Origin of the sequence: Sphingobium agrisoli, assembly GCF_041877245.1 — a bacterium.
In the GTDB taxonomy this organism is placed as follows: Bacteria; Pseudomonadota; Alphaproteobacteria; order Sphingomonadales; family Sphingomonadaceae; genus Sphingobium.
Map to the genome: position 1 here is coordinate 145,754 of NZ_JBHDJI010000004.1, position 24,770 is coordinate 170,523.

A 24,770-nucleotide genomic window follows, 5' to 3' on the forward strand; every position below is an offset into this window, starting at 1 on the left:
GCCCTGAAGTGGCAAACAACTGTTCAACTCGCTGTTCAATTAAGCGGCTGATGCTGGCCCGACCTTGCCGCCGAACTTGAAAGCTCGTCCCGCTCCTGCGAAGGCGGGCCGGTAAAGAGAGCGGGACGGGACTCCCGCCTCTGCAGGAGCACGACCGACGCCCATGCCTAGCCGCCTGCTGCCGCTCGTCGCTGCGGAACTCGCCCGCCCCGCCGATCCTCGCGCCGCCGCGATGGCCGGGGCGCTGGCGGCGACATATCCGCAAGCCGCGCGGGCCGTGCTGTTCTACGGCTCCTGCCTGCGCGAAGCCAATCTCGACGGATTGATGCTGGATTTCTACCTGATCGTGTCGGATTATCCGGCGGCTTACGGGCGGCGATGGCTGGCGAGCGCGAACCGGCTGATCCCGCCCAACGTCTTTCCGTTAGAGCATCAGGGGCTGATGGCGAAATATGCGGTGCTGTCCGAAGCGGACTTTGCACGGCTCAACAGCCCGGCTGCGGATAACGTGTCTGTCTGGGCGCGCTTCGCCCAGCCCGCGCGGCTGCTCTGGGCGGCCGACGATCTGGCGCGGCAGCGGGTCGTTGCGGCGGTGGCGCAGGCCGCGCCGACGCTGCTGTCGCTGGCACGGCCGATGACGGGCGAGCAGGACGATGTGCTGGCGCTCTGGAAGGCCGGCTTTGCGCTGACCTATAATGCCGAATTGCGCGCCGAAAAGACCGGCCGTTCGCTATCCATCGTGGATGCCGACCCCGATCGGTATCGGCGCTTTGGGGACGCGGCGCTGGCCGACGGGCTGCCGCCCTCCCCTGCTGATGCGCCCCGCCTCTGGCGTAAGCTCCAGCGCCGGGGCAAGCGCCTGTCGGTGCTGCGGCTTGCCAAGGCGAGCTTCACCTATGCCGGGGGGATCGACTATCTCGCCTGGAAGATCAATCGCCACGCCGGCACGCAGATCGCGATTCGGCCGTGGCAGCGGCGCTGGCCGCTCCTGGGCGCGCTCACTCTGCTGCCGCGGCTGTTCCGCGGAGGGGCGATTCGGTAAGCGCGTCGCTGAGCGCCTGCCCCAGCGCGGCGAGCGTATAGGGCTTTCGCAGCACGGCATGGCCGGCAAAGTCCGCGCTTTCGCCGACATCGCCGGCATAGCCGGTGACGAACAGCACCGGCAGATGGCGGAACTGGGCGGGCAGCCCCTTCACCATTTCCGGCCCCGTCATGTCGGGCATCAACACGTCGCTGATGATGAGGCCGACGTCGGCATTGTTGGTCAGCAGCTTCGCCGCCTTGGCCGGATGGTCGCAGGCGACCGGCAGATGGCCGAGTTCGGAGAGTGCGGCCATCGTCTGGTTGAGGACGCGCGGATCATCCTCGACGACCAGGATGCGGGTGGGCGGCTGGCGCACCGGCCCCTGCGCGAAGGCTGCCCCCGCTTCGCCATTCTCCGCTTCGTTCAAGCAGCGGGGCAGGTAGATGCACACGCTGCTGCCTTCGCCCGGCGTCGAATCGATGCGGATTTCGCCCGCGCACTGGCGCACCAGCCCAAAGATCTGGCTGAGGCCCAGGCCCGTGCCCTTGCCGACCGGCTTGGTGGTGAAGAAGGGCTCGAACACGCGGGCCAGCACCTCGGGCGTCATGCCGCAGCCATCGTCGGTGACCGTCAGCACGACATAGTCACCCTCCGCGCAATCGCCGATCTCCCTGCTTTTCAGCGTCATGCGATCGGTCGACAGGCTGAGCCGCCCCCTCCCCTCCATCGCGTCGCGCGCATTGACGCACAGGTTCAGGATCGCATTTTCCAGCTGATGCTGGTCGACGAAGATGCGCCAGCCCTCCGCTCGATGCGCGAAACTGACGATGATCTGGTCGCCGATGGTGCGGTCGATCAGGTCCGCCATGCCGGCGATCAGCGCGTCGGGATCGACCGCGCTCGGCAGCAGCGGCTCTGACCGGGCAAAGGCGAGCAGGCGACGGGTCAGCGCAGAGGCGCGGTTCGCACCCTCCATGGCATTGTCCAGGTGCCGCGACGCCTCCTCGGGCTTGAGGCGGAGGTTGCGCTTGGCGAGTTCCAGCCCGCCGACGACGACTGCGAGCATATTGTTGAAATCATGGGCGATGCCGCCCGTCAGCTGCCCCACCGCGTCCATCTTCTGCATCTGCCGCAGATTGTCCTCGGCCGCCGCGCGTTCGGCCGACTCGCGCTTCAATTCGTCATAGGCGGCGGACAGCTCGGCCGTGCGCGCCTGCACCGCCGCCTCCATCCGGTCAGCGCGCTCGGTTTCCAGTTCGGCGAGCGCGCGCGCCTTGCGCCGCTCGCTATAGGCGGCGTTGGCGAGCCAGGCGGCAAACAGCACGCAGACCAGAAGCACCAGCCCCAGCAGGCGCGACGTCCGCCCGACCTGTTCGGTGCGGTCGCCTGCAAGGCTGACGGCAAGGCTACGCTCCTGAAGGCGGCTGTTTTCCGCCCGGATGACCATGTCGAGGAGGGCGGTGATCCGCCGCAGGTCGCGGCTCTTGCCCGCTTGGTGGAAGCGGGCGAGCGCGGCCATCTTCTGGTCGTATGCGGTGCGGAGGCCGATTTCGTTCAGCGTCCGTCCGCGTTCGTCGAAGGCGCGCTGGAGCGCGGCGAGATGGCCGCGCTGCCAGCCCGACCGGCGCGTGGCGTAACGGAGCGCGCGCAACTGCCGCGCCGCCCCGCGCCATTGGTCCTGAAAAAGCCGGCCGGTGTCGGGGTCGAGACTGATGACATAGCGCGCCAGGGTCACTTCCGCTCGGGCGACCTGCGCTTCGAACCCGCGGGCGAGCGCGATCACCTCGAAACTGCGCTGCTGCTCGGCGAGCGCGCGCTGATGATCGCGCGTGGCGTTGCTGGCGGTGTAGAGCAACGCGCCGAGCGCTCCGACGAGCAGGGCGACAAGGAGGAACGGCAAAAGCCGGCGCATAGCCACGCGCCAGGGGCTTTCCCGTCCGTCCTGATGATCGCCATGCGCCATGGGACCGTTACACTAGCCCAACAAGGTTAATGAAGAAACGGGGGAGGCGAAAACTTCGATAACATGGGTCGAGTTCCCCGTTGGGGGCGGTCTGTCAGCCGATCGCCCCGGTCGCCTTGCCCGCCGCCGCGAACATGCCGATGATCTGTTCGACCTGATCGTCGCTATGTTCGGCGCAGAGCGAGCAGCGCAGCAGGAAGGTGCCGGCGGGCGTTGCGGGCGGGCGGGCCATGTTGACGTAGAGGCCCAGTTCCAGCAGCGTCTGCCACATCGCCACGGCCTGCGCCTGATCGGTCAGGATGACAGCGATGATCGCGGATTGCGGCGTCTTGGTGCCGAGCGTGAAGCCAAGGTCGGTCAGCCCTTCGTGCAGCCGCTGGCTGTTCTTCCACAAATGCGCGCGCTTCTCGCCCGCGTGCATCAGCTTGCGGATGCTGGTCGCGGCGGTGGCGACGACGCTGGGCGGCAGCGAGGCGGTAAAGACATAGGGGCGGCAGACAAGACGGAGGATTTCGAACTTGGGATGGTTCGATACGCAGAAGCCGCCCACCGTGCCGACCGATTTGGAGAAGGTGCCGACGACGAAATCCACGTCCTTCTCGACGCCCTGCTCTTCATAGACGCCCCGGCCGTTCGGGCCGAAAAAGCCCATGCCATGCGCTTCGTCGACCAGGATCATGCAGTTGGGATGCTTGCGAATGGCGGCGACCATATCGGGCAGCGGCGCGACATCGCCCAGCATCGAATAGACGCCCTCCAGCACGACGAGCTTCAGCGCATCGGCGGGCAAACGGCCGAGGCGCTTGTCGAGATCCTCGACGCTATTGTGGCGGAAGCGGACGATCTCCGCGTCCCCCAGGAAGCAGCCGTCATAGATGGAGGCATGGCTGTCGGCGTCGAGCACGACATAGTCGCCCTTGCCCGCCAGCGTCGAAATGACGCCGAGGTTCGCCTGATAGCCGGTCGAAAAAACCATGGCGGCGGATGTGCCGTAGAAATCCTTAAGCGCGTCCTCGACTTCCCTGTGGCCCTGATAGGTGCCGTTGAGAACGCGGCTGCCGGTCGTGCCCGCGCCGAATTCGTCGAGCGCCTTCTTGCCGGCCGCGACGACATCGGGGTCGAACGTCATGCCCATATAGTTATAGGTGCCGAGCAGGATCGTGTCCTTGCCCTTGATGACGGCCTGCGTCGGCGACTTCACCTCGTCCATCACGATCGCGAAGGGATCGCGCACCCCTGTCGCCAGCAGCGCCTCGCGCTCGGCGATCAGATTATCGAACTTGGAGAAAAGGTCGCGCGCGTCGCTCGTTTCGGCGGGGGTGCGCGCGTCGTTCGCGGTGGCGGCTGCGTCGGTCATTTCCATATCTTCCGTTCGGTTCGAGCAGCATCGAGCGAAGTCGAGATGCGTCTGTCGAGAACTTGCTTCCCGTCTTCTCAACTTCGGTTCTCGACAATCTCGAACCTCCGCTCGAAACGAACGGGCTATGTTGGGTCTCAGGCGGCCTTGAGCTTCGCCACCGCGTCGACCAGTTGGCCCACGGTCTCGATCTCGGCCTGCATGTTCATGGTGATGATGATGTCGAACTCGTCCTCGATCGCGGCGACGAAATCCATCACGGTCAGGCTGTCCCACTCCAGATCGCCGGCGAAGCTGGTCGCTTCGGTCAGGTCGATGCCCTTCTTGTTGAAAGGCGCAATCTGCGCGGCGACGCTTTCGAAAATGGCGCTGCGATCGGTCATTATCGTCAAAATCTTTCCGTCAAAACGCGGCTTTTGCCGCCTCCACCCGCCCTTTGGCAAGCGAATAAGGCGGCAATCAGGCAGCATCGCGCCCGAATGTGCGGGCAGCGCCGGCGCTTTAGCGGAAATTGTCGGCGTAGGCTTGAATTTTCAGCGTCTTGGGGGGCGTCGCGATGACTGAATAGGCGATGCCATACTTGTCCGCATAGGCCACCGCCGCGTCCTGCGACGGGAAGGTGAGCTTCACCTGGCTCTGCGTGTCGCCCGACCCGGCCCAGCCGGTCAGCGGATCGGGCTTCTTGGCTTCCGCCTGCGCGAATTCCAGCACCCATTTGTGGGTCAGCGCCTTGCCCGATTGCATGGCGTTCTTCTGGATCTGGTATATGCGCGCGGCCATCAGGTGGAACTCCGATAAATCTCGACGCTGCGTTGCACCAGCGTCCGGCGGCAAGTCAAGGCTTCGGGCCGCCCTGCCGCCGCGCGTCGGCATTTTTGGTGCGCAGCGTGGCGCTGGCGGCGGCGGGATCGTCGGGCCAGGGGTGGCGGGGGTATCGGCCACGCATTTCCTTGGCGACATCGCGCCAGTTGCCGGCCCAGAAGCCGGGCAGGTCGCGCGTCGTCTGGATCGGTCGCCCGGCCGGCGAGGTAAGCGAGAGGACGAGGGGCAAGCGCTCGCTCCCGACCGTCGGATGCGCGGCAAGGCCGAACAGCGCCTGCACGCGCAGTTCGACGCGCGGGCCTCCCTCGGCCGCATAGTCGATGGCGTGGGTCGATCCGGCGGGCGAACGGAACTCGGGCGGCGCAAGCCGGTCCAGCTGCTGCTTGCCGTCCCAGCCGATCAGCCCCTCCAACACACCGGACAATTGGGATCGGTCGATGTCGGACAGGCGGCGCTTTCCCGCCAGCAGGGGCGACAGCCAGTCGTCAAGCGTGGCGAGCAGCGCGTCGTCGGACAGCGCTTCGACTCCTGCGAAGCCGGCGCGCATCCGCAGCGATTGTGCCGCGTCCGACCAGGGCAGCAGGGCAAGGCCGCCCTGCCGCACGCCATCGACGAGCGCGGCGACAACCGCCTGCGGATCGGGGCGGTCGTCCGACCCGCTCGACAGCCGCACCGCGCCCAGCCGGCGCTCGCGCAAGGCTTCGATCCCACCATTGGCGGCACGGAAGCGCACGGTGCGATGCTCCCTGACTCGATCGCCAAAGAGAGCGATCACGTCCGCCTCGCCGATCGGTGCGGCCGACAGGATACGCGCGCCCGCCGCGCTGCCCTGCACCTCGCCCACCGCCAGCCAGTCCTCGCGCGCGAGCGGCGAGAGCGGATCGAGCCGGAAGCCGCGCCCGCCGACGCTCGCCCAATCCCCGCCGTCGGCGGAACGGCGCTTGGCGACGCGATCGGGGAAGGCGAGCGCGAGGCAGAGACCGACGCTATCGTCTCTCCTTCCTGTCAGGGGCGGGTCGGGGGTAGGTCGCGAGCGAAGCGATCCTCCTTCGGAGGCATCCATCCCAACCCGTCCTTTGACAGGGAGGGGCTTGACTAAGGCTGCCCACCGCTTCGCCAGACCTCGCGCCGCGTCCGCCCGCTTGCCGCTCTCTCGCCGCCAGCGCTGGCGGCGGAGGGTCAGGTCGGTGTCCTGCCCGCCAACGCCGCGCTCGCCGAGCAAGACGGCAACCTCCGCCGCAATGTCCGCCAGCCCCAATTCACCCGCGCGCACCAGCATATGGGCGAGGCGCGGAGAGAGTGGCAGTCGGGCGAGCCCCTTTCCATGGGCGGTGATGCGCCCATCCCCATCCAGCGCGTCCAGCCGCACCAGCCGCCGCCGCGCTTCCTCCACCGCTGCGACGGGCGGCGGGTCGAGCCAGCGAAGTGTCCCGGGGTCGCTGACACCCCAGAGCGCACAGTCGAGCAGCAGGCTCGAAAGGTCGCTTTCCAAAATCTCCGGCGGGTCGAAGGGCGGCATTCCGGCCGTCGCGGCCGCCTCCCACAGCCGATAGGCCACCCCCGGCCGCTGCCGCGCGGCGCGGCCCGCCCGCTGGGTCGCCGCCGCCTGGCTTGCGCGTTCCGTCACCAGCCGCGTCACCCCTGCGGCACGGTCGTAGCGGGGCCGCCGCGCAAGGCCGCTGTCCACCACGATCCGCACCCCTTCGATGGTGAGGCTGGTTTCCGCGATCGACGTTGCGAGGATCACCTTGCGCCGCCCCTCGCGCGATGGACGGATGGCCGCGCGCTGGGCGGCGGGGTCCAGCGAGCCGTGCAGCCTGTGCACCTCCGCCACGCCCTCGATCCGCTCGGCCGTCCGTTCGATCTCCGCAACGCCCGGCAGGAAGGCAAGCAGATCGCCTTCCGCCTCGTCGCTCAGCGCCCGGCGGATCGCGGCCGCCACCTCGTCCTCGATCCGCGCCTCGGCCGCACGGCCGATATGGCGCAGCTCCAGCGGCTGGATGCGCCCTTCGCTCTCGACCACCGGCGCGTCCTCCAGGAGCGCCGCGAAGCGAGCGCCATCCAGCGTCGCCGACATCGGCACGATCCGCAAGTCCGGCCGCAGAGCGCCTTGGGCATCCAGCGCCAGCGCAAGGCCGAAATCGCTGTCGAGGCTGCGCTCATGCACTTCGTCAAACAGCACGGCCGACACCCCGGCCAGCTCCGGGTCGTCCTGTATCCGCCGCACGAAAATGCCCTCTGTCAGCACCAGCAGCCGCGTCTTCGCGCTCGTCTTGCTGTCCATCCGCGTCGCATAGCCGACCGTGCCGCCCGGCCGCTCGCCCATTAACTCGGCGATGCGTTGCGCCGCCGCCCGTGCGGCCAACCGACGCGGCGAAAGAAGTAGCACCTGGCCGCTGCACCAAGGCTCCGACAGCAAAGCCGGCGCGACCGCCGTGGTCTTGCCTGCGCCCGGCGGCGCGACCAGCACGGCGTTGCGCCCCGCCCGCAGGGCGGCGAGCAGGTCGGGCAAGATGGCGTGAATGGGCAGGTCGGTCATGTCCCCTGCTCTCGCCCGCCCCGCGCCGAATCGCAAGGCGGTGCGATTTTGCCGATCATCGCGGAAACAGTTGCGCCTCGGGACGTTTCGCGCGAACAGCCGACTGATCCATGTTGGTAAAAACGCGCGGCAGGGCGCGCCGCGACGAAGGGGCGACAAAAGCAATGGCAAGCCTGCCGGGGGATGCGGAGCGCTATCGCGCCCTGTTCGAATCGATGGACGAGGGCTTTTGCATCATCGAGTTTTTCGATGGCCCGCATGGTCCCTTGAGCGATTATATCCATGTCGAGGCGAACGCCGCATATGAGCGACACGCCGGCATCCCCAATGTCGTCGGTCAGAAGGTGCGCGAAATGGTGCCCCACGAGGCCGATGGCTGGGTCGAACTCTATGGCAGCGTACTCCATACCGGCAAGCCGATCCGTTTCGAGCGCGAGTTGGTCGCAACCGGCCATCATCTCGAAGTCCACAGCTTCCGCGTGGGTCCGTTCGAGAGCCGACAGGTCGCCGTGCTGTTCAAGGACATCACCGACCGCGTCCTTGCAGAGCGCGCGCAACAGCAAATCAACCAGACGCTGGAGGCCCGCATCGCCGAGGCGCTGGCCGAGCGGGAGGAAGTCGAAAGCACGCTGCGTCAGGCGCAGAAGATGGAGGCGGTGGGGCAGCTGACCGGGGGCCTCGCCCATGACTTCAACAATCTGCTGGCCGGCATTTCCGGCGCGTTCGAGATGATCGGGGTGCGGCTGGCGCAGGGGCGTACGGGCGACGTTGAGAAATATCTGGCGGCAGGCCAGGGAGCGACCCGGCGGGCGGCAGCGCTCACGCACCGGCTGCTCGCCTTTTCGCGCCGCCAGACACTCTCGCCAAAGCCGATCGTCATCAACCGGCTGTTGGCCGACCTCTCGGAACTGGTGCGGCGCACGGTCGGCCCCCAGATCGACGTGCAGACCATCGCGGCGAGTGGCCTCTGGCCAGCGCTTGTGGATGCCAACCAGCTCGAAAACGCGTTGCTCAACCTCTGCATCAACGCGCGCGACGCGATGCCCCATGGCGGCACGATCACGATCGAGACGGCGAACCGTTGGCTCGACGATCGCACCGCGCGCGAACATGGGCTGACGCCCGGCCAATATGTGACCGTCTGCACCAGCGACACGGGCACCGGCATCGACAAGGCGATCCTGGACCGGGTGTTCGATCCCTTCTTCACCACCAAGCCGATCGGCGAGGGGACCGGGCTTGGCCTGTCGATGGTCTATGGCTTTGCACGGCAGAGCAACGGCCACGTCCGCATCTATTCCGAAGTCGGCCAGGGCACGATGGTGTGCATCTACCTGCCGCGCCATCGTGGCGAGGAGGAAGAGGAGACAGTGATCGTCGGCGACGTGCCGATCCCGATCGACGCGGGAGAGACGGTGCTGATCATCGATGACGAACCTTCGGTGCGGATGCTGGTGTGCGATGCACTGGGCGATCAGGGCTATCATTGTCTGGAAGCGGGCGATGGCCCTTCGGGGTTGCGAATTCTTGAGTCAAAAGTGCGGATCGATCTGCTCGTCACCGATGTCGGCCTGCCCGGCGGCCTCAACGGGCGGCAGGTGGCGGATGCGGCGCGCGCGCTGCGGCCGGGCCTCAAGATATTGTTCGTCACCGGCTATGCCGAAAATGCGGTGCTGAACCACGGCCATATCGAGCCGGGCATGGAAGTGCTGACCAAGCCATTTGCGGTGGACGAACTGCGCAGGCGGGTGGCGACCCTGCTGAAGGCGGAATAGTCAGCCGAACAGATAGATGTGGATCGGGTTCTTCGGGTCCAGCAGCATCTTCGCCGTCAGCGCCAGCGACATGAGGATCAGCAGCGGCTTGATGAGCCGCGATCCGAAGCGCATGGCAAGGTGCGACCCGATCTGCCCGCCCACGATGCTTCCCGCCGCCATGGCAAGGCCTGCGACCCAAATCACATGGCCGCCGGCCAGCATCGTCAGCAGCCCGGCGATGTTGCTGGCAAAGTTCGCCGCCTTGGTCTGCGCCGTCGCCCGCAGGATCGAAAGGCCGCCAAGCGCGAGGAAGATGGTGGTGTAGAAGGCACCCGCGCCCGGCCCGAAGAAGCCGTCATAGAAACCGACCACACCGATCAGGCCAGACAACCCTGCGATCCCGACCCGCGCATGGCGATCGGCCTCGCCCAGCTTGGGCGAGAAGGTGAAATAAGCGGCCATGGCGATCAGCAGCGCGGGCATGAGGCCGGCGAGGATCGAGGGATCGACCCGCTGGAGCAGCCATGCGCCGCCGACTGATCCCACGAACGCGGCGACGACGGGCCACTTATAGGTGGCAAGGTCCATATGCCCCTTGCGCGCATAGGCGACGCACGCGCCGAACGTGCCGAAACAGCTTTGCAGCTTGTTGGTCGCGACCGCCTGCACCGGGGGAATGCCCGCCGCCAGCAGCGCCGGCAGGGTGATGAGCCCGCCGCCGCCCGCCATCGCGTCGACGCACGCGGCCATCATTGCGGCAGCGGACAGGAAGGCGATGGTTTCGGGGGAGAGGATCATGGGCGAACCGGCCTCAATCTCTCATCCCGTTCGGGCTGAGCCTGTCGAGGCCCCTGGCTTTCTTGAAAGAGAAGAGCCCTTCGACAGGCTCAGGGCGAACGGACGCTGAATGATGACGATAAACGGCAGAACGACCGAAATCCTCAGTAAGCCCGCGCGATAGCGAACTCCACCGCTTCGGTAAGGGCCGCCTTCGCCTTGCCGGCATCGAACATGCCGAGCGCGTCGATCGCCCGCTGCCCGTAGTGGCGGGCGCGCGCCAGCGTATCGGCGATCGCGCCGGTCCGCCGCAGGAGCTGCGTGGCGTGGGCGAGGTCTTCGTCGCTGATCCGGTGCCCGGCGATCGCCGCCTTCCAGAAGGCGCGATCCTCCTCCGAGCCGCGCGCGTAAGCGAGGGTGACGGGCAGCGTCACCTTCCCGTCGCGGAAATCGTCGCCCGCATCCTTCCCCATCGTCGCCTCGTCCGACTCATAGTCGATCGCGTCGTCGATCAGCTGGAAGGCGATGCCAAGGTTGCGGCCATAGACGTCGAGCGCCTGCTCCTCCGCCTCGCTGCGGTCGGCGACCACGGCGGAGATACGGCACGCGGCGGCGAACAGCGCGGCGGTCTTGGCGCCGATGATGTCGAGATATTGCTCCTCGCTGGTGTCGATCTTGCGCTGAGCGGTCAGCTGATTGACCTCGCCCTCCGCGATGACAGCGGACGCGTTCGACAGGATTTTCAGCACCTTGAGCGACTCCGCCTCGACCATCAGCTCGAACGAGCGCGAGAAGAGGAAGTCGCCCACCAGCACGCTGGCGCTGTTGCCCCAGATGATGTTGGCGGTCTTGCGGCCCCGGCGCATTCCCGAGCCATCGACGACATCGTCGTGCAACAGGGTGGCGGTGTGAATGAATTCGACCGCGGCGGCGAGCTTGTAATGGCGGCTGCCGGCATAGCCCACAAGGTCGGCGCAGGCGAGCGTCAGCATCGGCCGCAGCCGCTTGCCACCGCCTGCGATCAGATGCCCGGCAAGCTCCGGGATCAGCGGAATGCGCGACTGCATCCGGTCCAGGATCACGGCATTCACCTGGTTCATGCCGTCTGCGACCAGATTCATGATGGGGGCAAGCGAGGGCTGCGCGTTGGCGCGGCCGATCGGGTGGACGTTTCCGGGGGCGGATGCTGTCATGACCCGGCTCATGTGGCGGCGCAAAATGCGGAAGGCAAGCGGTAATGGCTTGCGCCTTCGCCCAGATGACGCAAAAAGCCGGCGTTCAACCGAGGGGGCAGGCCCGTGACCGACACATTGCAGCGCTACCGCGAGAGTATCGACAACATCGACGCGGCGCTGGTCTTCATGCTGGCCGAACGGTTCAAGATCACCCAGGCGGTGGGCGAATATAAGGCAAGCCATGCGCTGCCCCCGGCCGATCCGGGGCGCGAGGAGCGGCAGGTCGCGCGCTTGCGCCAACTGGCCGCCGACGCACATCTCGATCCCGATTTCACCGAAAAATTCTTGCGCTTCATCATCGACGAAGTGATCCGCCACCACGAGCGGCTGCGCGAGGGCTGACCTCAGGCGGGCTCCGCGACATCCGCGCGGCGCCCCTGCGACCGGCCGAGCAGTACCCCGATTAGCGCCAGCGCGAAGCCGACAAGCTGCAACGGCCCCAGCCGCTCGCCAAACAGCAGCCAGGCTTCAACGGCAGCGAGCGGCGGCACCAGCAGCAGCAGCATCGACATGCGCGTCGGCCCTTGGTGCCGCACCAACCACACGAGCAGGCTGAGGCCCGCCGCCGACAGGCCGAGGACCGACCAGCCAAGACCGATCCACAGCATCGGCGCGCCGTCCCACCGATAATCGCCGACGATCAGCGTCGCGAGGACCGCCACCATGGCCCCGCCCATATTCTGCGCCGCGCCCGACACAAGGATCGGATCGCCGCTGATCTGACCGCGCTGGATCAGCGTGCCACCGGTCATCGCGGCGACCGCGACCAGCCCGGCGACGACCGGCCATAGCGTCGCGCCCCCCGCGCCGCCGCGCACGATCGCGGGCTCCAGCACGCAGGCGACCCCGATGATGGCGATGCCAAGGCCCGCCCATCCACGCGGCGGCAGCCGCTCACCGAGCAGTGCCACGCTCGCCACCGCAACGCCGAGCGGCTGGAGCGATCCCATCAGCGACATGATGCCCGCCGGCATCCCGTTCTGCACCGACCACCAACTGAGCGTCAGATAGAGCCCGTGCAGCATCGCCCCGGCCGCCAGATGCAGCGCCAGCCTCCGGCCGCGCGGCCATGCCTGACGGGCATAAAGACTGGCCGCGGCCAGCAGCATAGCGACGAGTGACAGCCGGATCGCCAAAATCAGTTCGGGGGCGCCATGCGGCACCATAGCGCGCGCAACGATGAAGCCGGTGGACCAGATGAGGATGAACAGGATGGATGCGAGCGCGGCGAACATGCGCGCCCCTTGGCCCAACCGCGCGCCAGTGTCGAGCTTAAGGCGCGGTCGCGCCCCAGATGTCGGCCGCCTTCACATAGCCGCGTTGCCCTTTGACGTCGAAGGCGCACCAGCCGTTCGAGCAATCGCTGAGGCGCCCCACGACCCCGCGTTCTGCGCGGAACAGCGCGCGCGATCCGTCGCTGGGCGCTTCGTGCATCGGCGCTTCGGACGCGCGGACGATAGCAGTCGGCGTATCGCTCAGCAGACGGACATGCATCCACCCTTGCGCGCCGTCGGGATCTTCCACCTTGCGCCACAGCCCCAGCACCTGCACGACCTTCACCGGCAGATCGCGGCGGCGATAGACCCAACTCGATGGATAATCGAGGCTCGGTCCGACCCGCATCCGGGCTTCGTCCTGCGAGAGCGACGCCCAATAGGGCACGGGCTTGGCCGGCGCTGCTGGCGCGGAGCCGGAAGAAAGGCCGGCGGCCGCGATCATGGCCATCGCCATATGCTTGATCCCGAAGCGTTGGACTCTGTCAGCCATAGCGCCCCATAGCGCGTCCCGCGCCGTCGCCACAATCTTTCATATCGCCCGGCCGGGCTTATCCGCTTGACCCGCGCGATGGTGGGGAATAGCGGCCTTCTCCATGGTCCAGGAACCGCGCAAGAGGCAACCGCGCCCCGCCAAGCCGCGCGTGATCGTCACGCGCCGCCTGCCCCCCAATGTGGAGGCGCGCATGGCGGACCTGTTCGACGCCAGCTTCAATGTCGGCGACGTGGCGATGAGCCGCGCGGAGCTGGCGCGCGCCATGGCGCAGTGCGACGTTCTGGTGCCCACCATCGGCGACACGATCGACGCCACGCTGATCGCCGGCGCGCCTGAGCGGCTGCAACTGATCGCCAGCTTCGGCAGCGGGGTCGATCATATCGATCTGGTTGCGGCGCGGAATAAGGGGATCATCGTTACCAACACGCCTGGCGTGCTGACCGAAGACACGGCCGACATGACCATGGCGCTGATCCTGTCGGTGCCGCGCCGCCTGGCGGAGGGTGAAAAGCTGGTGCGCAGCGGCGAATGGCGCGGCTGGAGCCCCTCGGGGATGCTCGGGCATCGGATCGGCGGCAAGAAGCTGGGGATCATCGGCATGGGGCGCATCGGCCGCGCGGTCGCCCGCCGCGCCCGTGCCTTCGGCTTGTCGGTCGCCTATCATAATCGCCATCGCCTGCCCTTCGAGGTCGAGCAGGAACTGGAAGCGGATTGGCAGGAAGATGTCGATACGCTGCTGGCGGCGAGCGACATCGTGTCGATCCACTGTCCGCTCAACGCCGACAGCCGCAGCCTGATCGACGCGCGCCGCATCGCGCTGATGCGGCCCGACGCTTATCTCATCAACACCTCGCGGGCGGAAATCACCGACGAGCCGGCGCTGATCGCGGCGCTGGAGGAAGGGCGGATCGCCGGCGCGGGGCTGGACGTCTATGCCCATGAGCCGGCGGTCGACCCGCGCCTCATGGCGCTGTCCAACGTCGTGCTGCTGCCGCACATGGGATCGGCGACCTTCGAGGGGCGCGACGCCACCGGGGCACGGGTCATCGCCAATATCCGCACATGGGTGGACGGCCACCGACCGCCGAATCAGGTGCTCGAAGGCTGGGTCTGAGGAACAAGCGCGGGCGGGGACGGTTGGAGTCTACAGTCCTCGGTTTAAAAGGCCCGTCCCATGATCAAGCTCGCTATCATTTCCCTCGTCATCGCCGCTGTGCTGGCGCTGCTCGGCTTCGGCGGCGCGGCCGGCACCTTCGTCGGCATCGCGAAGATATTGTTCTTCATCGCGCTCGCGGTGTTCGTCCTGTTCCTTGTCCTTGGTATCCTGGCTGGCAAGGGCGTCAAGGACGCGATAGACTGACCGCCATGGAGATCGGCGCGGGCGTGGACGAGACGGGGAGGCTGCTGCGCGACGCGGCGGGCTTCCTGCTCCAGCGCGATCTGGGCGGCAGCTACCGTCTTGTCCTGCTGCGCGTACCGGTCGACCATATCGAAAAGCGGGTGCGGGTACGCGGTTTCTACGCCGGCGACGGCATTGTCGAGGCCGACGGGATAGCGCCCGCCTGACCCTCTTGCCAAAGCCGGCGTAACAGGCGAACCATTGCGCTTATGCGCAAGATTCTGTCTCTAATGCTTTTCGTCGCCTCGCCCGCCGTGGCGCAGACGCCCCATGAACAACTCGGTCGGATCATCGACGATCATTGGGACTGGTATCTGTCCACCCACCCGGTCGAAGCGACCGCACGGGGGGTGCGCAGATATGACGACAGGATCGGCGACATGTCGCTGGCCGCCCGCGACGCGCAGATAGAGGCGGAAAAGGCGTTCGTCGGGCGGCTCGACGCGCTGCCGGCGGACGGACTCGATCCCGCCGATCGCGTCAACCGCGACGTGCTGCTCTGGATGCTGCGCGACGATATCGACGGCGACCGGCATCAGGCCGAACGGTTGATGCTCTTCACCAGCTATTATGGATGGCATCAGGGTTTTTCGGCGATGGCCGACGGGCTGCCCTTCTACAACCGCGCCGACTATGAGAGCTACCTGAAGCGGCTTGCCCTCTATCCCAAGATGAATGGGGATGCGCTGGCGATCACACGGCAGGCGATCAGGGGCGGCTACACCCAGCCCTGTTCAGTGCTGCAAAATTACGCGCCGAGCATTATCGGCATCGTCGCGGGAAAGCCTGAGGATACGCGCTTCTACGAGCCGTTCACCCGCGCAAAGCCACGCGACATAAGCGACGCCGACTGGACGGCCATGCAGGCACGAGCCGTCAACACCATCCGCGACGTGCTGACACCCGAATATCGCACATGGCATGACCTGTTCCTTTCGGATTATCTGCCGCACTGCCGCAAAAGCGACAGCGCCTCGGCGCTCCCCGGCGGCGCGGCCTGGTATGCAGCGCGGGTGAAGGCGCACACCACGACCGACCTGACGCCCGACCAGATTCACCAGATCGGCCTCGACGAAGTCGCCCGCATCGGGAAACGCATGGACGAGATCGCGGCGAAGGCGGGCTATCCCAGCCGCATCGCCTATATCCAGCATCTGCGGACCGACCCGTCCTACTATGCCAAGACGCCCGAGGACTTGCTGCGCGTCGCCGCGCGGCAGGCCAAGGCGATCGACGGGCTGCTACCCCGCTATTTCGGCACGCTGCCGCGCCTGCCCTATGGGCTCAAAGCGATCCCTGCGGCGGAAGCGGAAGGAACGACCACCGCTTATTATGGCCCCGGCGCGCCGGAGAGCGGCATATCCGGCACCTATTGGGTCAACACGTCGAAGCTCGACCAGCGACCTTTTTGGGAACTCCCTGCCTTGACCGCGCATGAAGCGGTGCCCGGCCACCATAATCAGATCGCACTCCAGCAGGAGTTGCCCCTGCCGCCCTTCCGCAAATATCTCGCCGGCTTCACCGCGTATGTGGAAGGCTGGGCGCTCTACACGGAGTATCTGGGCGAGGAGATGGGCCTTTACGACACGCCCGCAAAGATGATGGGCCGCCTTTCCTACGAAATGTGGCGTGCCTGCCGCCTGGTGGTGGACACCGGCATCCATGCCAAGGGTTGGGACAAGGCGCGAGCGGTCGCCTTCATGCGGGAGAACAGCGCACTCAGCGACGCCAATATCGACGCGGAGGTCAACCGCTATATCAGCTGGCCGGGGCAGGCTCTGGGGTACAAGCTGGGCGAAATCAAGATCCGGGAATTGCGCGCGAGGGCGGAGGCCGACCTCGGAGCGAGATTCGACCTGCGCCGTTTCCATGATGCGGTGCTGGCACAGGGTGCGGTGCCGCTGACGGTGCTGGAACGCCAGATCACTGGCTGGATTGTGGCCGAGAAGGCTGGTCAGGCGGGGGGCGCCGGGCGGAGCGTAAGCCAGCCACGATAGCCAAGGTCGAGCGGCAAAGCGGTTTCGCAGCAGGCGCATTCAGCCATCATCCGCCCAATAAGCCACTGCCGCTCCCCGCAGGCCGGACAAGGCATTCCCCGACCCGGCCGATAGGCGAGCGGCAAAGGCTGGGTATCGGCGGCGAGAGCCGAAACAGATCGCGGCATGGCACAATTCCCCTCGTAGTGCGGCTCAACGACGACACCCGCATTTGTTTCCCGATTGGTAGCGCTACCGTCTAAAAATGGCGGGGATCGACGGCAAAGCGACCACTTTGCCCATTTGACTCGGGGCCTCCATTCTGTATGGCACCGCAGCATCGGGACATACCTGCTTCGACCAGCGGTTGGGGCGCTCGCCCGCCACCTTGCCCACCCTTGATTCAGTGGGTGAGCTTCTGGTGGAAATGCGTCATCTGCTGGCCGGGCCATGCGAGGAGACGCACATCTTATGACCGCCATCGGACAGGACACTTTGGGCACGCGCGACACGCTGAATGTCGGCGGCAAGGACATCGCCTATTATTCGCTGAACAAGGCCGCGGCGAAGCTCGGCGACGTGTCCCGCCTGCCTTTCTCGATGAAGGTGCTGCTCGAAAACCTGCTCCGGTTCGAGGATGGCGTCACCGTCACCACCGACGACATCCAGGCGATCGTCGACTGGCAGAATGACAAGGGCAAGTCGGAGCGCGAAATTCAGTATCGCCCCGCCCGCGTCCTGCTTCAGGACTTCACTGGCGTCCCCTGCGTGGTCGACCTCGCCGCCATGCGCGACGCGATGAACGCGCTGGGCGCCGACGCGGGCAAGATCAACCCGCAGGTGCCTGTCCACCTGGTCATCGACCACTCGGTCATGGTCGATGAATTCGGCCATCCCAAGGCCTTCGAGCAGAATGTGGAGATCGAATATCAGCGCAATATGGAGCGCTACGACTTCCTGAAATGGGGCAGCAAGAGCCTCGCCAACTTCTACGCCGTGCCCCCTGGCACCGGCATCTGCCATCAGGTGAACCTGGAAAATATCGCCCAGGCCGTCTGGTCGAGCGAAGGCCCCGACGGCGTGACCGTCGCCTATCCCGACACCTGCGTCGGCACCGACAGCCACACCACAATGGTCAACGGCCTGGGCGTGCTGGGCTGGGGCGTCGGCGGGATCGAGGCGGAGGCCGCGATGCTCGGCCAGCCGGTCTCGATGCTCATCCCCGAAGTCGTCGGCTTCCGCTTCACCGGCGCGCTCAAGGAAGGCGTTACCGCGACCGACCTCGTCCTCACCTGCACCCAGATGCTGCGCGCGCGCGGCGTCGTTGGCCGCTTCGTGGAATATTTCGGCCCCGGTCTTGCCTCGCTCAGCCTCGCCGACCGCGCCACGCTCGCCAACATGGCGCCCGAATATGGCGCGACCTGCGGCTTCTTCGGCATCGACGACAAGACGCTGGATTATATGCGCCTCACCGGCCGCACCGAGGAGAATATCGCGCTCGTCGAAGCCTATGCCAAGGAACAGGGCTTCTGGATCGACCCGGCGGTCGAGCCGATCTTCACCGACACGCTGGAGCTCGACCTCTCGACCGTCGTGCCAAGCCTCGCCGGCCCCAAGCGGCCGCAGGATCGCGTCTCGCTTCCCGAAGTCGACGACGTGTTCAACGCCGACATGGAAAAGACCTACAAGAAGGCGCAGCAGCGCGTTCCGGTAGAGGGCAAGGATTTCGACATCGGCGACGGCGACGTCACCATCGCCGCGATCACCAGCTGCACCAACACGTCGAACCCCGGCGTGCTCGTCGCCGCCGGCCTCGTCGCCAAGAAGGCGAACGAGCTGGGCCTGAAGCCCAAGCCCTGGGTCAAGACCAGCCTTGCGCCCGGCAGCCAGGTCGTCACCGACTATCTGGAAAAGGCGGGGCTTCAGTCGCACCTCGACGCCATCGGCTTCAACCTCGTCGGCTATGGCTGCACCACCTGCATCGGCAACTCCGGCCCGCTCGCCGAACCGATCAGCAAGGCGATCAATGACAACGGCCTTGTCGCCGCCGCCGTGATCTCGGGCAACCGCAACTTCGAAGGCCGCGTGTCGCCCGACGTGCGCGCCAACTTCCTTGCCTCGCCGCCGCTGGTCGTCGCCTATGCGCTCAAGGGTACGGTGATCGAGGATTTCATCACCACCCCGATCGGCCAGAGCAAGGATGGGCAGGACGTCTATCTCAAGGACATCTGGCCGACCAATGACGAGGTCGCGACCACCATGGCGGGCTGCATGGATCGCGGCATGTTCCAGGCGCGCTACGCCAATGTCTACAAGGGCGACGCCCATTGGCAGGCGATCGAGGTGACGGGATCGGACACCTATACCTGGCGCGCCGGCTCCACTTACGTCGCCAATCCGCCCTATTTCGAAGGGCTGAGCATGACCCCGGCGCCCGTCACCGACATCATCGGCGCCAAGCCGCTCGCGATCTTCGGCGACTCGATCACCACCGACCACATCTCGCCGGCCGGATCGATCAAGGTCGACAGCCCGGCGGGCAAGTGGCTTCAGGAGCATCAGGTCAGCAAGGCCGACTTCAACAGCTACGGCGCGCGCCGCGGCCATCATGAAGTCATGATGCGCGGCACCTTCGCCAACATCCGCATCAAGAACCAGATGCTGGACGGCGTCGAAGGCGGCCTGACCCTCTACAAGGGCGACATCATGCCGATCTACGACGCGGCGATGGCGCACAAGGCGGACGGCACCCCGCTGGTCGTGATCGGCGGCAAGGAATATGGCACCGGCTCCTCGCGCGACTGGGCGGCGAAGGGCACCAATCTGCTGGGCGTTCGCTCGGTGATCGTCGAGAGCTTCGAGCGCATCCACCGCTCGAATCTCGTCGGCATGGGCGTGCTGCCGCTCCAGTTCAAGAATGGCGAAACCCGCGAGACGCTGGGCCTGAAGGGCGACGACAGCTTCACCATTGAGGGCGTCGCTGACTTGAAGCCGCGTCAGGACGTGACGGTGAACGTGACCCGCGCGGACGGCTCGACCTTCAGCTTTACCGCGCTCTGTCGCATCGATACCGTCAACGAACTGGATTATTTCCTGAACGGCGGCATCCTCCAATATGTGCTGCGTAAGCTGGCGGCTTGATCTCGGCCTAAGCGACCCTAAGAAAGAAGGGCTTCTCCGATCAGGAGGAGCCCTTTTTCATGCGGGGGCCTATGGCGCTGTTCGTCGAGATCGTCGGTTGGGCCGGCGCGCTGCTGGTGCTGGGAGCCTATCTTGGCGTGTCGAGCGGCCGATTACCGGGCACCTCGGCCGCCTTTCAGCTCATGAACGCGATCGGCGCGGGCTTCTTCGTGCTCAACACCTGGTGGCACGGCGCTATCCCGTCGATGGCGCTCAACATCATCTGGAGCGCGATCGGCTTCGTGGCCTTGTGGCGTGGCTGGAGGACGCCGCGCGCGACAACGTCATAGAGGCGCTTTCCCGGCGTGATCTTTAGCTGCGGACCGCAGCCCTGCCCTACCCTGCCAGCCCGTAAATCTCGGCGTGGCGCTTTTCGGCATAGCGGTCGGTCATGCCGGCGATGAAGTCGGCGATGTGGCGGCTGCGGGCGGGTTCCTCCAGCGCGCATCCGTCATGCCATTCGCCGGGCATCAATGCGGGGTCGGCATGATAGGCGCGGAACAGGTCGGCGACGATCACCCGCGCCTTGTCCGCCGCCGCAATCTGTTCGGGATGATGGTAGAGCGTCGCATACATGAAGCGCTTGAGCACCCGCTCCTGCTCGGCGAGGTCGGGCGAGAAGCCGACCAGCGTCCGCCCGAGCGCGCGGACGTCGGCCACCGTCTCCACCCCCGCCTCGGCGATGTTGCGGCGGGTCGCGGCAATGAGGTCGTTCGCCATCACGCCGATTTGCTCGCGCACCAGCTCGCGCAGCAGCCGCTCCTGCGCCACATCGGGATAGCGCGTCCGCACCCGATCCCAGCAGCGGGCCACGAACGGCACTTCCAACAGTTGGTCCAGAGTCAACAGCCCGGCGCGCAACCCATCGTCGATGTCGTGATTGTCATAGGCAATGTCGTCGGAAATAGCGGCGAGTTGCGCCTCAAGCGAGGCATGGCTGGCAAGGTCGAGCGGGAACAATTCGTCCAGCTGGCGCATCGCCCAGCCCGGACGGATAACCGGACCATTATGTTTCGCCAGCCCCTCCAGCATCTCCCAGCTGAGGTTCAGCCCCGCAAAGCGCGGATAGGGGCTTTCAAGCAGCATCAGCGTCCGCAGCGTATGGGCATTATGGTCGAACCCGCCATGGTCCTCCAACGCCACCTCCAGCGCATCCTCCCCGGCATGGCCAAATGGCGGGTGGCCAATGTCATGCGCCAGGCACAGCGCCTCGGTCAGATCCTCGTTGAGGCCCAGCGTGCGCGCGGTGGTGCGGCCGATTTGCGCGACTTCAAGGCTATGGGTCAGGCGGACGCGATAATGATCGCCATCGGGCGACACGAACACCTGAGTCTTGTGCCGCAACCGGCGGAAGGCGATCGAATGGATGATGCGGTCGCGGTCACGCTGAAACATATCGCGCGGCCCCCGCACCTCGCCGCCCGGTTCAGGGTGCAGCCGGCCGAGGCTGGCGTCGGGATGGCAGGCATAGGGCGCAAGGCTGGTCATGCCGCCGCCCTTACTCGCCGCCGAGCCTTTCGACCACCTCTCCCGCTTCGCTTTTCCACGCGAATACGTCGGCACCATCGGCCTTGAGCTTGCTCTCCACCTCCCTGGCGCGGGCAAAGGATGCGAACGGGCCGACAAGCAGCCGGTTGGTCCGACCCCAGCTTGCGCTCCAGGCATCCTGGGCGGCAAGGCTCGCATATTTCTTTCGCAGCCCCTTCATCGTGAAGCCGAGCGCGGACCTGCTCTGGCCGACCCCGACTTGCAGCCAATTGCGCGATGGGTTGGCTGCAAGGCGCTTCTTTTCCTCGGCCTCTTTCTTGGCCTTGGCCTCGGCTTCCGCCTTGGCCTTGGCAGCGGCGTCCTTCTTGGCCTTGTCTGCCGCGGCCTTTGCAGCGGCCTGCCGTTCGGCGCGGCGCTGGGCCTGGAGCGCGGCGACCTCGTCCAGATTGACTGCCGCGATGCTGGTCTCGCGTTCGGCTTCGGGCACGTCGATTGCCCGGATGATGTCCGCGAGCGTGCGGGTCGCCTCCGGGTTGGGCTGCGGCGTTGGGGCAGGCGGGGGTGGTGGCGGCGCAGCGGGGAGCGGCTGCACGGTTTGCGTTGCCGGAGCGGCCGGCGTGGAGGATTGCGCAAGAGTGATGGCGTTGAGCTGTGACCCGGCGGACGGCGTGGTGGATGCCGGGGCGGTGGGTGGCGCGTCGATCGTGTCGAAACCCGGCGCGGGCGGGCCCTGCACCTGCGCAGGCGACGCCTGAGCCTGGCGGACGGGCGCAGCCGCCGATGCGGCGGCCGCGCCGGGGACGGACTGGATGGTTTGCGGCGCGGGCGTAGGCGGAGGCGGTGTCGACTGCGTCTGGACAGGCGCCGGCTGGGCAACAGGCTGGGCCAGCGCGACCTGCCGTGGCGGGGCGGGCGCGGGAGCCGGCACCGGCGTGGGCGCCGCCGCGGCGGTGCGGACCGGCTGCTGCTGCTGCGTCCGAGCGAGGCGTGCGGCTTCTCGGCGCTGGCGGCGCTGCTCGGCGCGGCTCAGCGGTTTCGCTTGGGCGGGCTGGGCGGCGGCGACCGTGACCGGCGGCTTGGCCGCAACGGCGATGCCCGGCGCGGGCGGCGTCGGGATGATAGCGGCGATAGTCGTGCCGATCTGCTGCGGGAAATGACCGAAATGCACCGCCGCCGCCTTCTGCGCCGCTGTCAGATAGGGCATTTTCTGCATATAGGGCGTGATAGCGGCGGCAAGCTGCGCCGGCATTGTCTGGTCGGCGACCTTGCGCGCCTCGGCCTGCCGGTTGTTCATCGCCAGGATGAACGCGCGATAGCGCCATGCGGCGCGGTCGCTTTTGTAGAGCAGAGGCTCCAGCACCTTTTCCGATGCGTCCACCTGCCCTGAAATGCCGAGCGAGGCGGCATAACGGCGGACCAGTTCATCGTCCCCAGACGACCGGGCGAGCGCGACCTGATAATCGCGCTGCGCCCCGGCCTGATCGCCGGTCATGTCCTTGGCTAGGCCGCGATCGGCCAAGATAGTCGTATCGGGATAGCCGAGCCGAACCCCCTGGTCGAACAGGCGTAGCGCCTCGGCCGGGTTCTGGAGCTTCAGCATGACCCGCGCCAGGCCCGCCTTGATCCTGCCATTTCCGCTTTCGATCGCGTCCGCCCGCGCGAAGAAACCGGCTGCGGCGCGCGCATCATCGAGCGCCAGCGCCGCTTCCCCGGCTCCGATCAGCGCGCTGGCATCACGCGGGTTGGCAGCCAGCCGGGCGAGGTTGCTGTTGAGGTCTGCGGCAGCGGCCGGCCGGACCAGATCGGCCTGGTCGGACTGGGCTTGAGCGGCACCGGAAAGGAACAGGCCGGCGATTATCCAGGGGGCGGTACGCATCACGTCCGGGCCTTAGCCGATGCCGGGCTGAATGGGAAATTGACTCCGGCAAAAAGCGCGCCGGACCGCCTCAGGCGGCGGACGGCGCGCTTGCTTCTAGGCCGATCGGCTTATTGGTTGCTCTGCCGGTTCAGGAAGCGGGGGATGTCGACCCCCGGCACCGCCTCGTCCACGCCCTTCTCGCTGCCACGGGTCAGCCCCGCCATACGCTCGAACAGGGTGCCGCCGGTGGCGACGCGAGGCGCGGGCTGGGGTGCCGCGGGCGCGGACTCCGCATTATCGGCACCCAGTATCAATTCATCGCCCTCCGGCCCCTCGTCAGAGAACACCGCCGCAGGCTTGGGCGCGGCGAAAGGCGCGAGCGCCTCGGCCGGAGCGGGTGCTTCGGGGACATCCAGTTCCAGCGTCTCCGGTTCGGGCTGGGGCGCAGGCGCGGCGACGGGCGCTGGCTGCGGCGTCGGCGCGGCCTTGGGTGCGGCGGCCTGAGGCACGGCGACGGCGGGACGGCTGGCGAAGCTGAACGGTTGCGTCAGTGGCGCGGCCTGCGCGCCCACATCATTGTCGATGCCCGTGGCAACCACCGAGACGCGGATTTTCCCGTTGAGATTGTCGTTGAACGCGCTGCCCCAGATGATGTTCGCATCGGGATCGACCAGCTCGCGAATATGATTGGCGGCCTCGTCCACTTCCATCAGGCGCATGTCCTCGCCTCCCACGATGGAGACGATGACGCCCTTCGCGCCGCGCATCGACACTCCGTCGAGCAGCGGATTGGCGATCGCCTTTTCGGCGGCCTGCAAAGCGCGGCCGTCGCCTTCCGCTTCGCCCGTCCCCATCATCGCCTTGCCCATCTCGCCCATCACCGATCGCACGTCGGCGAAGTCGAGGTTGATGAGGCCCGGCATGATCATGAGGTCGGTGATCGAGCGTACGCCCTGCTGCAACACCTCGTCCGCCATCTGGAAGGCTTCCTTGAAGGTGGTGTTGGGGTTGGCGATCAGGAACAGATTCTGGTTCGGAATGACGATGAGCGTGTCGACATGCTTTTGCAGCTCGTCGATCCCCGCCTCCGCCGATTTCATGCGGCGATTGCCCTCGAAGGTGAAGGGCTTGGTCACGACGCCGACGGTCAGGATGCCGCGATCGCGCGCCGCCTTGGCAATGACGGGGGCCGCGCCGGTGCCGGTGCCGCCACCCATGCCGGCGGTGATGAAGCACATATGCGCGCCATCAAGCGCCTGCTCGACCGAGGCGATCGTCTCTTCCGCCGCAGCCTTGCCGATCTCCGGCCGTGACCCTGCGCCCAGACCTTCGGTGATCTGCGGCCCGAGCTGGATGCGCCGCTCGGCCGGCGAGCTGTTCAATGCCTGCGCGTCGGTATTGGCGACGATGAAATCCACGCCCTCAACCGATGCGGCGATCATGTTTGCGATGGCATTGCCGCCCGCGCCGCCGACGCCGATGACCGCGATCCGCGGCTTCAGTTCGTCGACATGGGGCGGGCTGATCTCAATGCTCATAATGTCTGCTCCCTCGGCTTCCTCGTCAGGAAGCATATCGTCACATATTGTTAACACCAGAAACCGGCGGATTTCACCAGCTAATTT

At 66.6% G+C, this 24,770-nt stretch carries 21 protein-coding genes; 9 read left to right on the top strand and 12 right to left on the bottom strand.

The features are described from left to right. Nucleotides 1–163: 163 nt before the first annotated feature. Entirely contained in the window at nt 164–1,042 is an 879-nt protein-coding gene (locus ACETPF_RS08970; RefSeq protein ID WP_373934109.1) for a hypothetical protein, read from the top strand. Here ACETPF_RS08970 and ACETPF_RS08975 read toward each other — a convergent pair. The 5 genes from ACETPF_RS08975 to hrpB form a co-directional block, all read right to left on the bottom strand. Continuing rightward, nucleotides 999–2,987, bottom strand: coding sequence for an ATP-binding protein (locus ACETPF_RS08975; protein WP_373934110.1), 1,989 nt, complete (start codon nt 2,985–2,987; stop codon nt 999–1,001). The genes ACETPF_RS08970 and ACETPF_RS08975 overlap by 44 nt on opposite strands. A 94-nt stretch (nt 2,988–3,081) precedes the next feature. After that, a complete protein-coding gene (spt, locus tag ACETPF_RS08980; RefSeq protein ID WP_373934111.1) occupies nt 3,082–4,344 on the bottom strand; it encodes a serine palmitoyltransferase in 1,263 nt (420 codons plus the stop codon). A 137-nt stretch (nt 4,345–4,481) separates the two neighbouring features. After that, the gene (locus ACETPF_RS08985) at nt 4,482–4,727 is read right to left on the bottom strand and encodes an acyl carrier protein (RefSeq protein WP_373934112.1); all 246 of its coding nucleotides are present in this window, start codon (nt 4,725–4,727) and stop codon (nt 4,482–4,484) included. Between the two features lie 118 nt (nt 4,728–4,845). After that, nucleotides 4,846–5,124 (bottom strand): ETC complex I subunit, encoded by a 279-nt coding sequence (locus ACETPF_RS08990; RefSeq protein ID WP_373934113.1) that lies wholly within the window; start codon nt 5,122–5,124, stop codon nt 4,846–4,848. 55 nt (nt 5,125–5,179) lie between these two features. Further along, complete coding sequence (gene hrpB, locus ACETPF_RS08995) at nt 5,180–7,705, bottom strand: ATP-dependent helicase HrpB (RefSeq protein ID WP_373934114.1); 2,526 nt, start codon at nt 7,703–7,705, stop codon at nt 5,180–5,182. A 164-nt stretch (nt 7,706–7,869) separates the two neighbouring features. Here hrpB and ACETPF_RS09000 point away from each other — a divergent pair, with 164 nt between their 5' ends. After that, on the top strand, nt 7,870–9,480 hold the full coding sequence (locus ACETPF_RS09000; protein WP_373934115.1) for an ATP-binding protein: 1,611 nt from the start codon (nt 7,870–7,872) through the stop codon (nt 9,478–9,480). On the opposite strand, the gene ACETPF_RS09005 is transcribed toward ACETPF_RS09000, so the two are convergent. Then, a complete protein-coding gene (locus tag ACETPF_RS09005) occupies nt 9,481–10,260 on the bottom strand; it encodes a TSUP family transporter (protein ID WP_373934116.1) in 780 nt (259 codons plus the stop codon). Between the two features lie 143 nt (nt 10,261–10,403). Beyond that, a complete protein-coding gene (locus ACETPF_RS09010) occupies nt 10,404–11,432 on the bottom strand; it encodes a polyprenyl synthetase family protein (RefSeq protein ID WP_373934117.1) in 1,029 nt (342 codons plus the stop codon). 105 nt (nt 11,433–11,537) lie between these two features. On the opposite strand from ACETPF_RS09010, the gene ACETPF_RS09015 reads away from it, so the two are divergent. After that, complete coding sequence (locus ACETPF_RS09015; RefSeq protein WP_373934118.1) at nt 11,538–11,816, top strand: chorismate mutase; 279 nt, start codon at nt 11,538–11,540, stop codon at nt 11,814–11,816. Nucleotides 11,817–11,818: 2 nt separating this feature from the next. Here the strand turns inward: ACETPF_RS09015 and ACETPF_RS09020 are convergent, their stop codons facing one another. Beyond that, the gene (locus ACETPF_RS09020; RefSeq protein WP_373934119.1) at nt 11,819–12,709 is read right to left on the bottom strand and encodes a DMT family transporter; all 891 of its coding nucleotides are present in this window, start codon (nt 12,707–12,709) and stop codon (nt 11,819–11,821) included. A gap of 37 nt (nt 12,710–12,746) precedes the next feature. Then, nucleotides 12,747–13,205, bottom strand: a complete 459-nt coding sequence (locus ACETPF_RS09025; RefSeq protein WP_373934296.1) for an SH3 domain-containing protein — start codon at nt 13,203–13,205, stop codon at nt 12,747–12,749. Nucleotides 13,206–13,344: 139 nt separating this feature from the next. Here ACETPF_RS09025 and ACETPF_RS09030 point away from each other — a divergent pair, with 139 nt between their 5' ends. From ACETPF_RS09030 to ACETPF_RS09055, 6 genes are all read left to right on the top strand, one after another. Beyond that, on the top strand, nt 13,345–14,358 hold the full coding sequence (locus tag ACETPF_RS09030) for a 2-hydroxyacid dehydrogenase (RefSeq protein WP_373934120.1): 1,014 nt from the start codon (nt 13,345–13,347) through the stop codon (nt 14,356–14,358). Nucleotides 14,359–14,418: 60 nt separating this feature from the next. Beyond that, on the top strand, nt 14,419–14,604 hold the full coding sequence (locus tag ACETPF_RS09035; RefSeq protein ID WP_373934121.1) for a DUF1328 domain-containing protein: 186 nt from the start codon (nt 14,419–14,421) through the stop codon (nt 14,602–14,604). Between the two features lie 5 nt (nt 14,605–14,609). Then, nucleotides 14,610–14,810, top strand: coding sequence for a DUF5818 domain-containing protein (locus tag ACETPF_RS09040; RefSeq protein WP_373934122.1), 201 nt, complete (start codon nt 14,610–14,612; stop codon nt 14,808–14,810). A gap of 42 nt (nt 14,811–14,852) precedes the next feature. Then, on the top strand, nt 14,853–16,640 hold the full coding sequence (locus tag ACETPF_RS09045; protein WP_373934123.1) for a DUF885 domain-containing protein: 1,788 nt from the start codon (nt 14,853–14,855) through the stop codon (nt 16,638–16,640). Nucleotides 16,641–17,090: 450 nt separating this feature from the next. After that, nucleotides 17,091–19,760 carry an aconitate hydratase AcnA gene (gene acnA / locus ACETPF_RS09050; RefSeq protein WP_373934124.1) on the top strand — a complete coding sequence of 890 codons (2,670 nt, stop codon included), beginning with the start codon at nt 17,091–17,093 and terminating at the stop codon, nt 19,758–19,760. 59 nt (nt 19,761–19,819) lie between these two features. Beyond that, nucleotides 19,820–20,089 (top strand): CBU_0592 family membrane protein, encoded by a 270-nt coding sequence (locus tag ACETPF_RS09055; RefSeq protein ID WP_373934125.1) that lies wholly within the window; start codon nt 19,820–19,822, stop codon nt 20,087–20,089. A gap of 46 nt (nt 20,090–20,135) precedes the next feature. Here the strand turns inward: ACETPF_RS09055 and ACETPF_RS09060 are convergent, their stop codons facing one another. The 3 genes from ACETPF_RS09060 to ftsZ all read right to left on the bottom strand — a co-directional run bounded on the left by ACETPF_RS09060 (nt 20,136) and on the right by ftsZ (nt 24,683). Next, entirely contained in the window at nt 20,136–21,287 is a 1,152-nt protein-coding gene (locus tag ACETPF_RS09060) for a deoxyguanosinetriphosphate triphosphohydrolase (protein ID WP_373934126.1), read from the bottom strand. A 10-nt stretch (nt 21,288–21,297) separates the two neighbouring features. Beyond that, nucleotides 21,298–23,163, bottom strand: coding sequence for a tetratricopeptide repeat protein (locus ACETPF_RS09065; RefSeq protein WP_373934298.1), 1,866 nt, complete (start codon nt 23,161–23,163; stop codon nt 21,298–21,300). Between the two features lie 110 nt (nt 23,164–23,273). Then, nucleotides 23,274–24,683, bottom strand: coding sequence for a cell division protein FtsZ (gene ftsZ, locus ACETPF_RS09070; protein ID WP_373934127.1), 1,410 nt, complete (start codon nt 24,681–24,683; stop codon nt 23,274–23,276). Nucleotides 24,684–24,770: the final 87 nt, after the last annotated feature.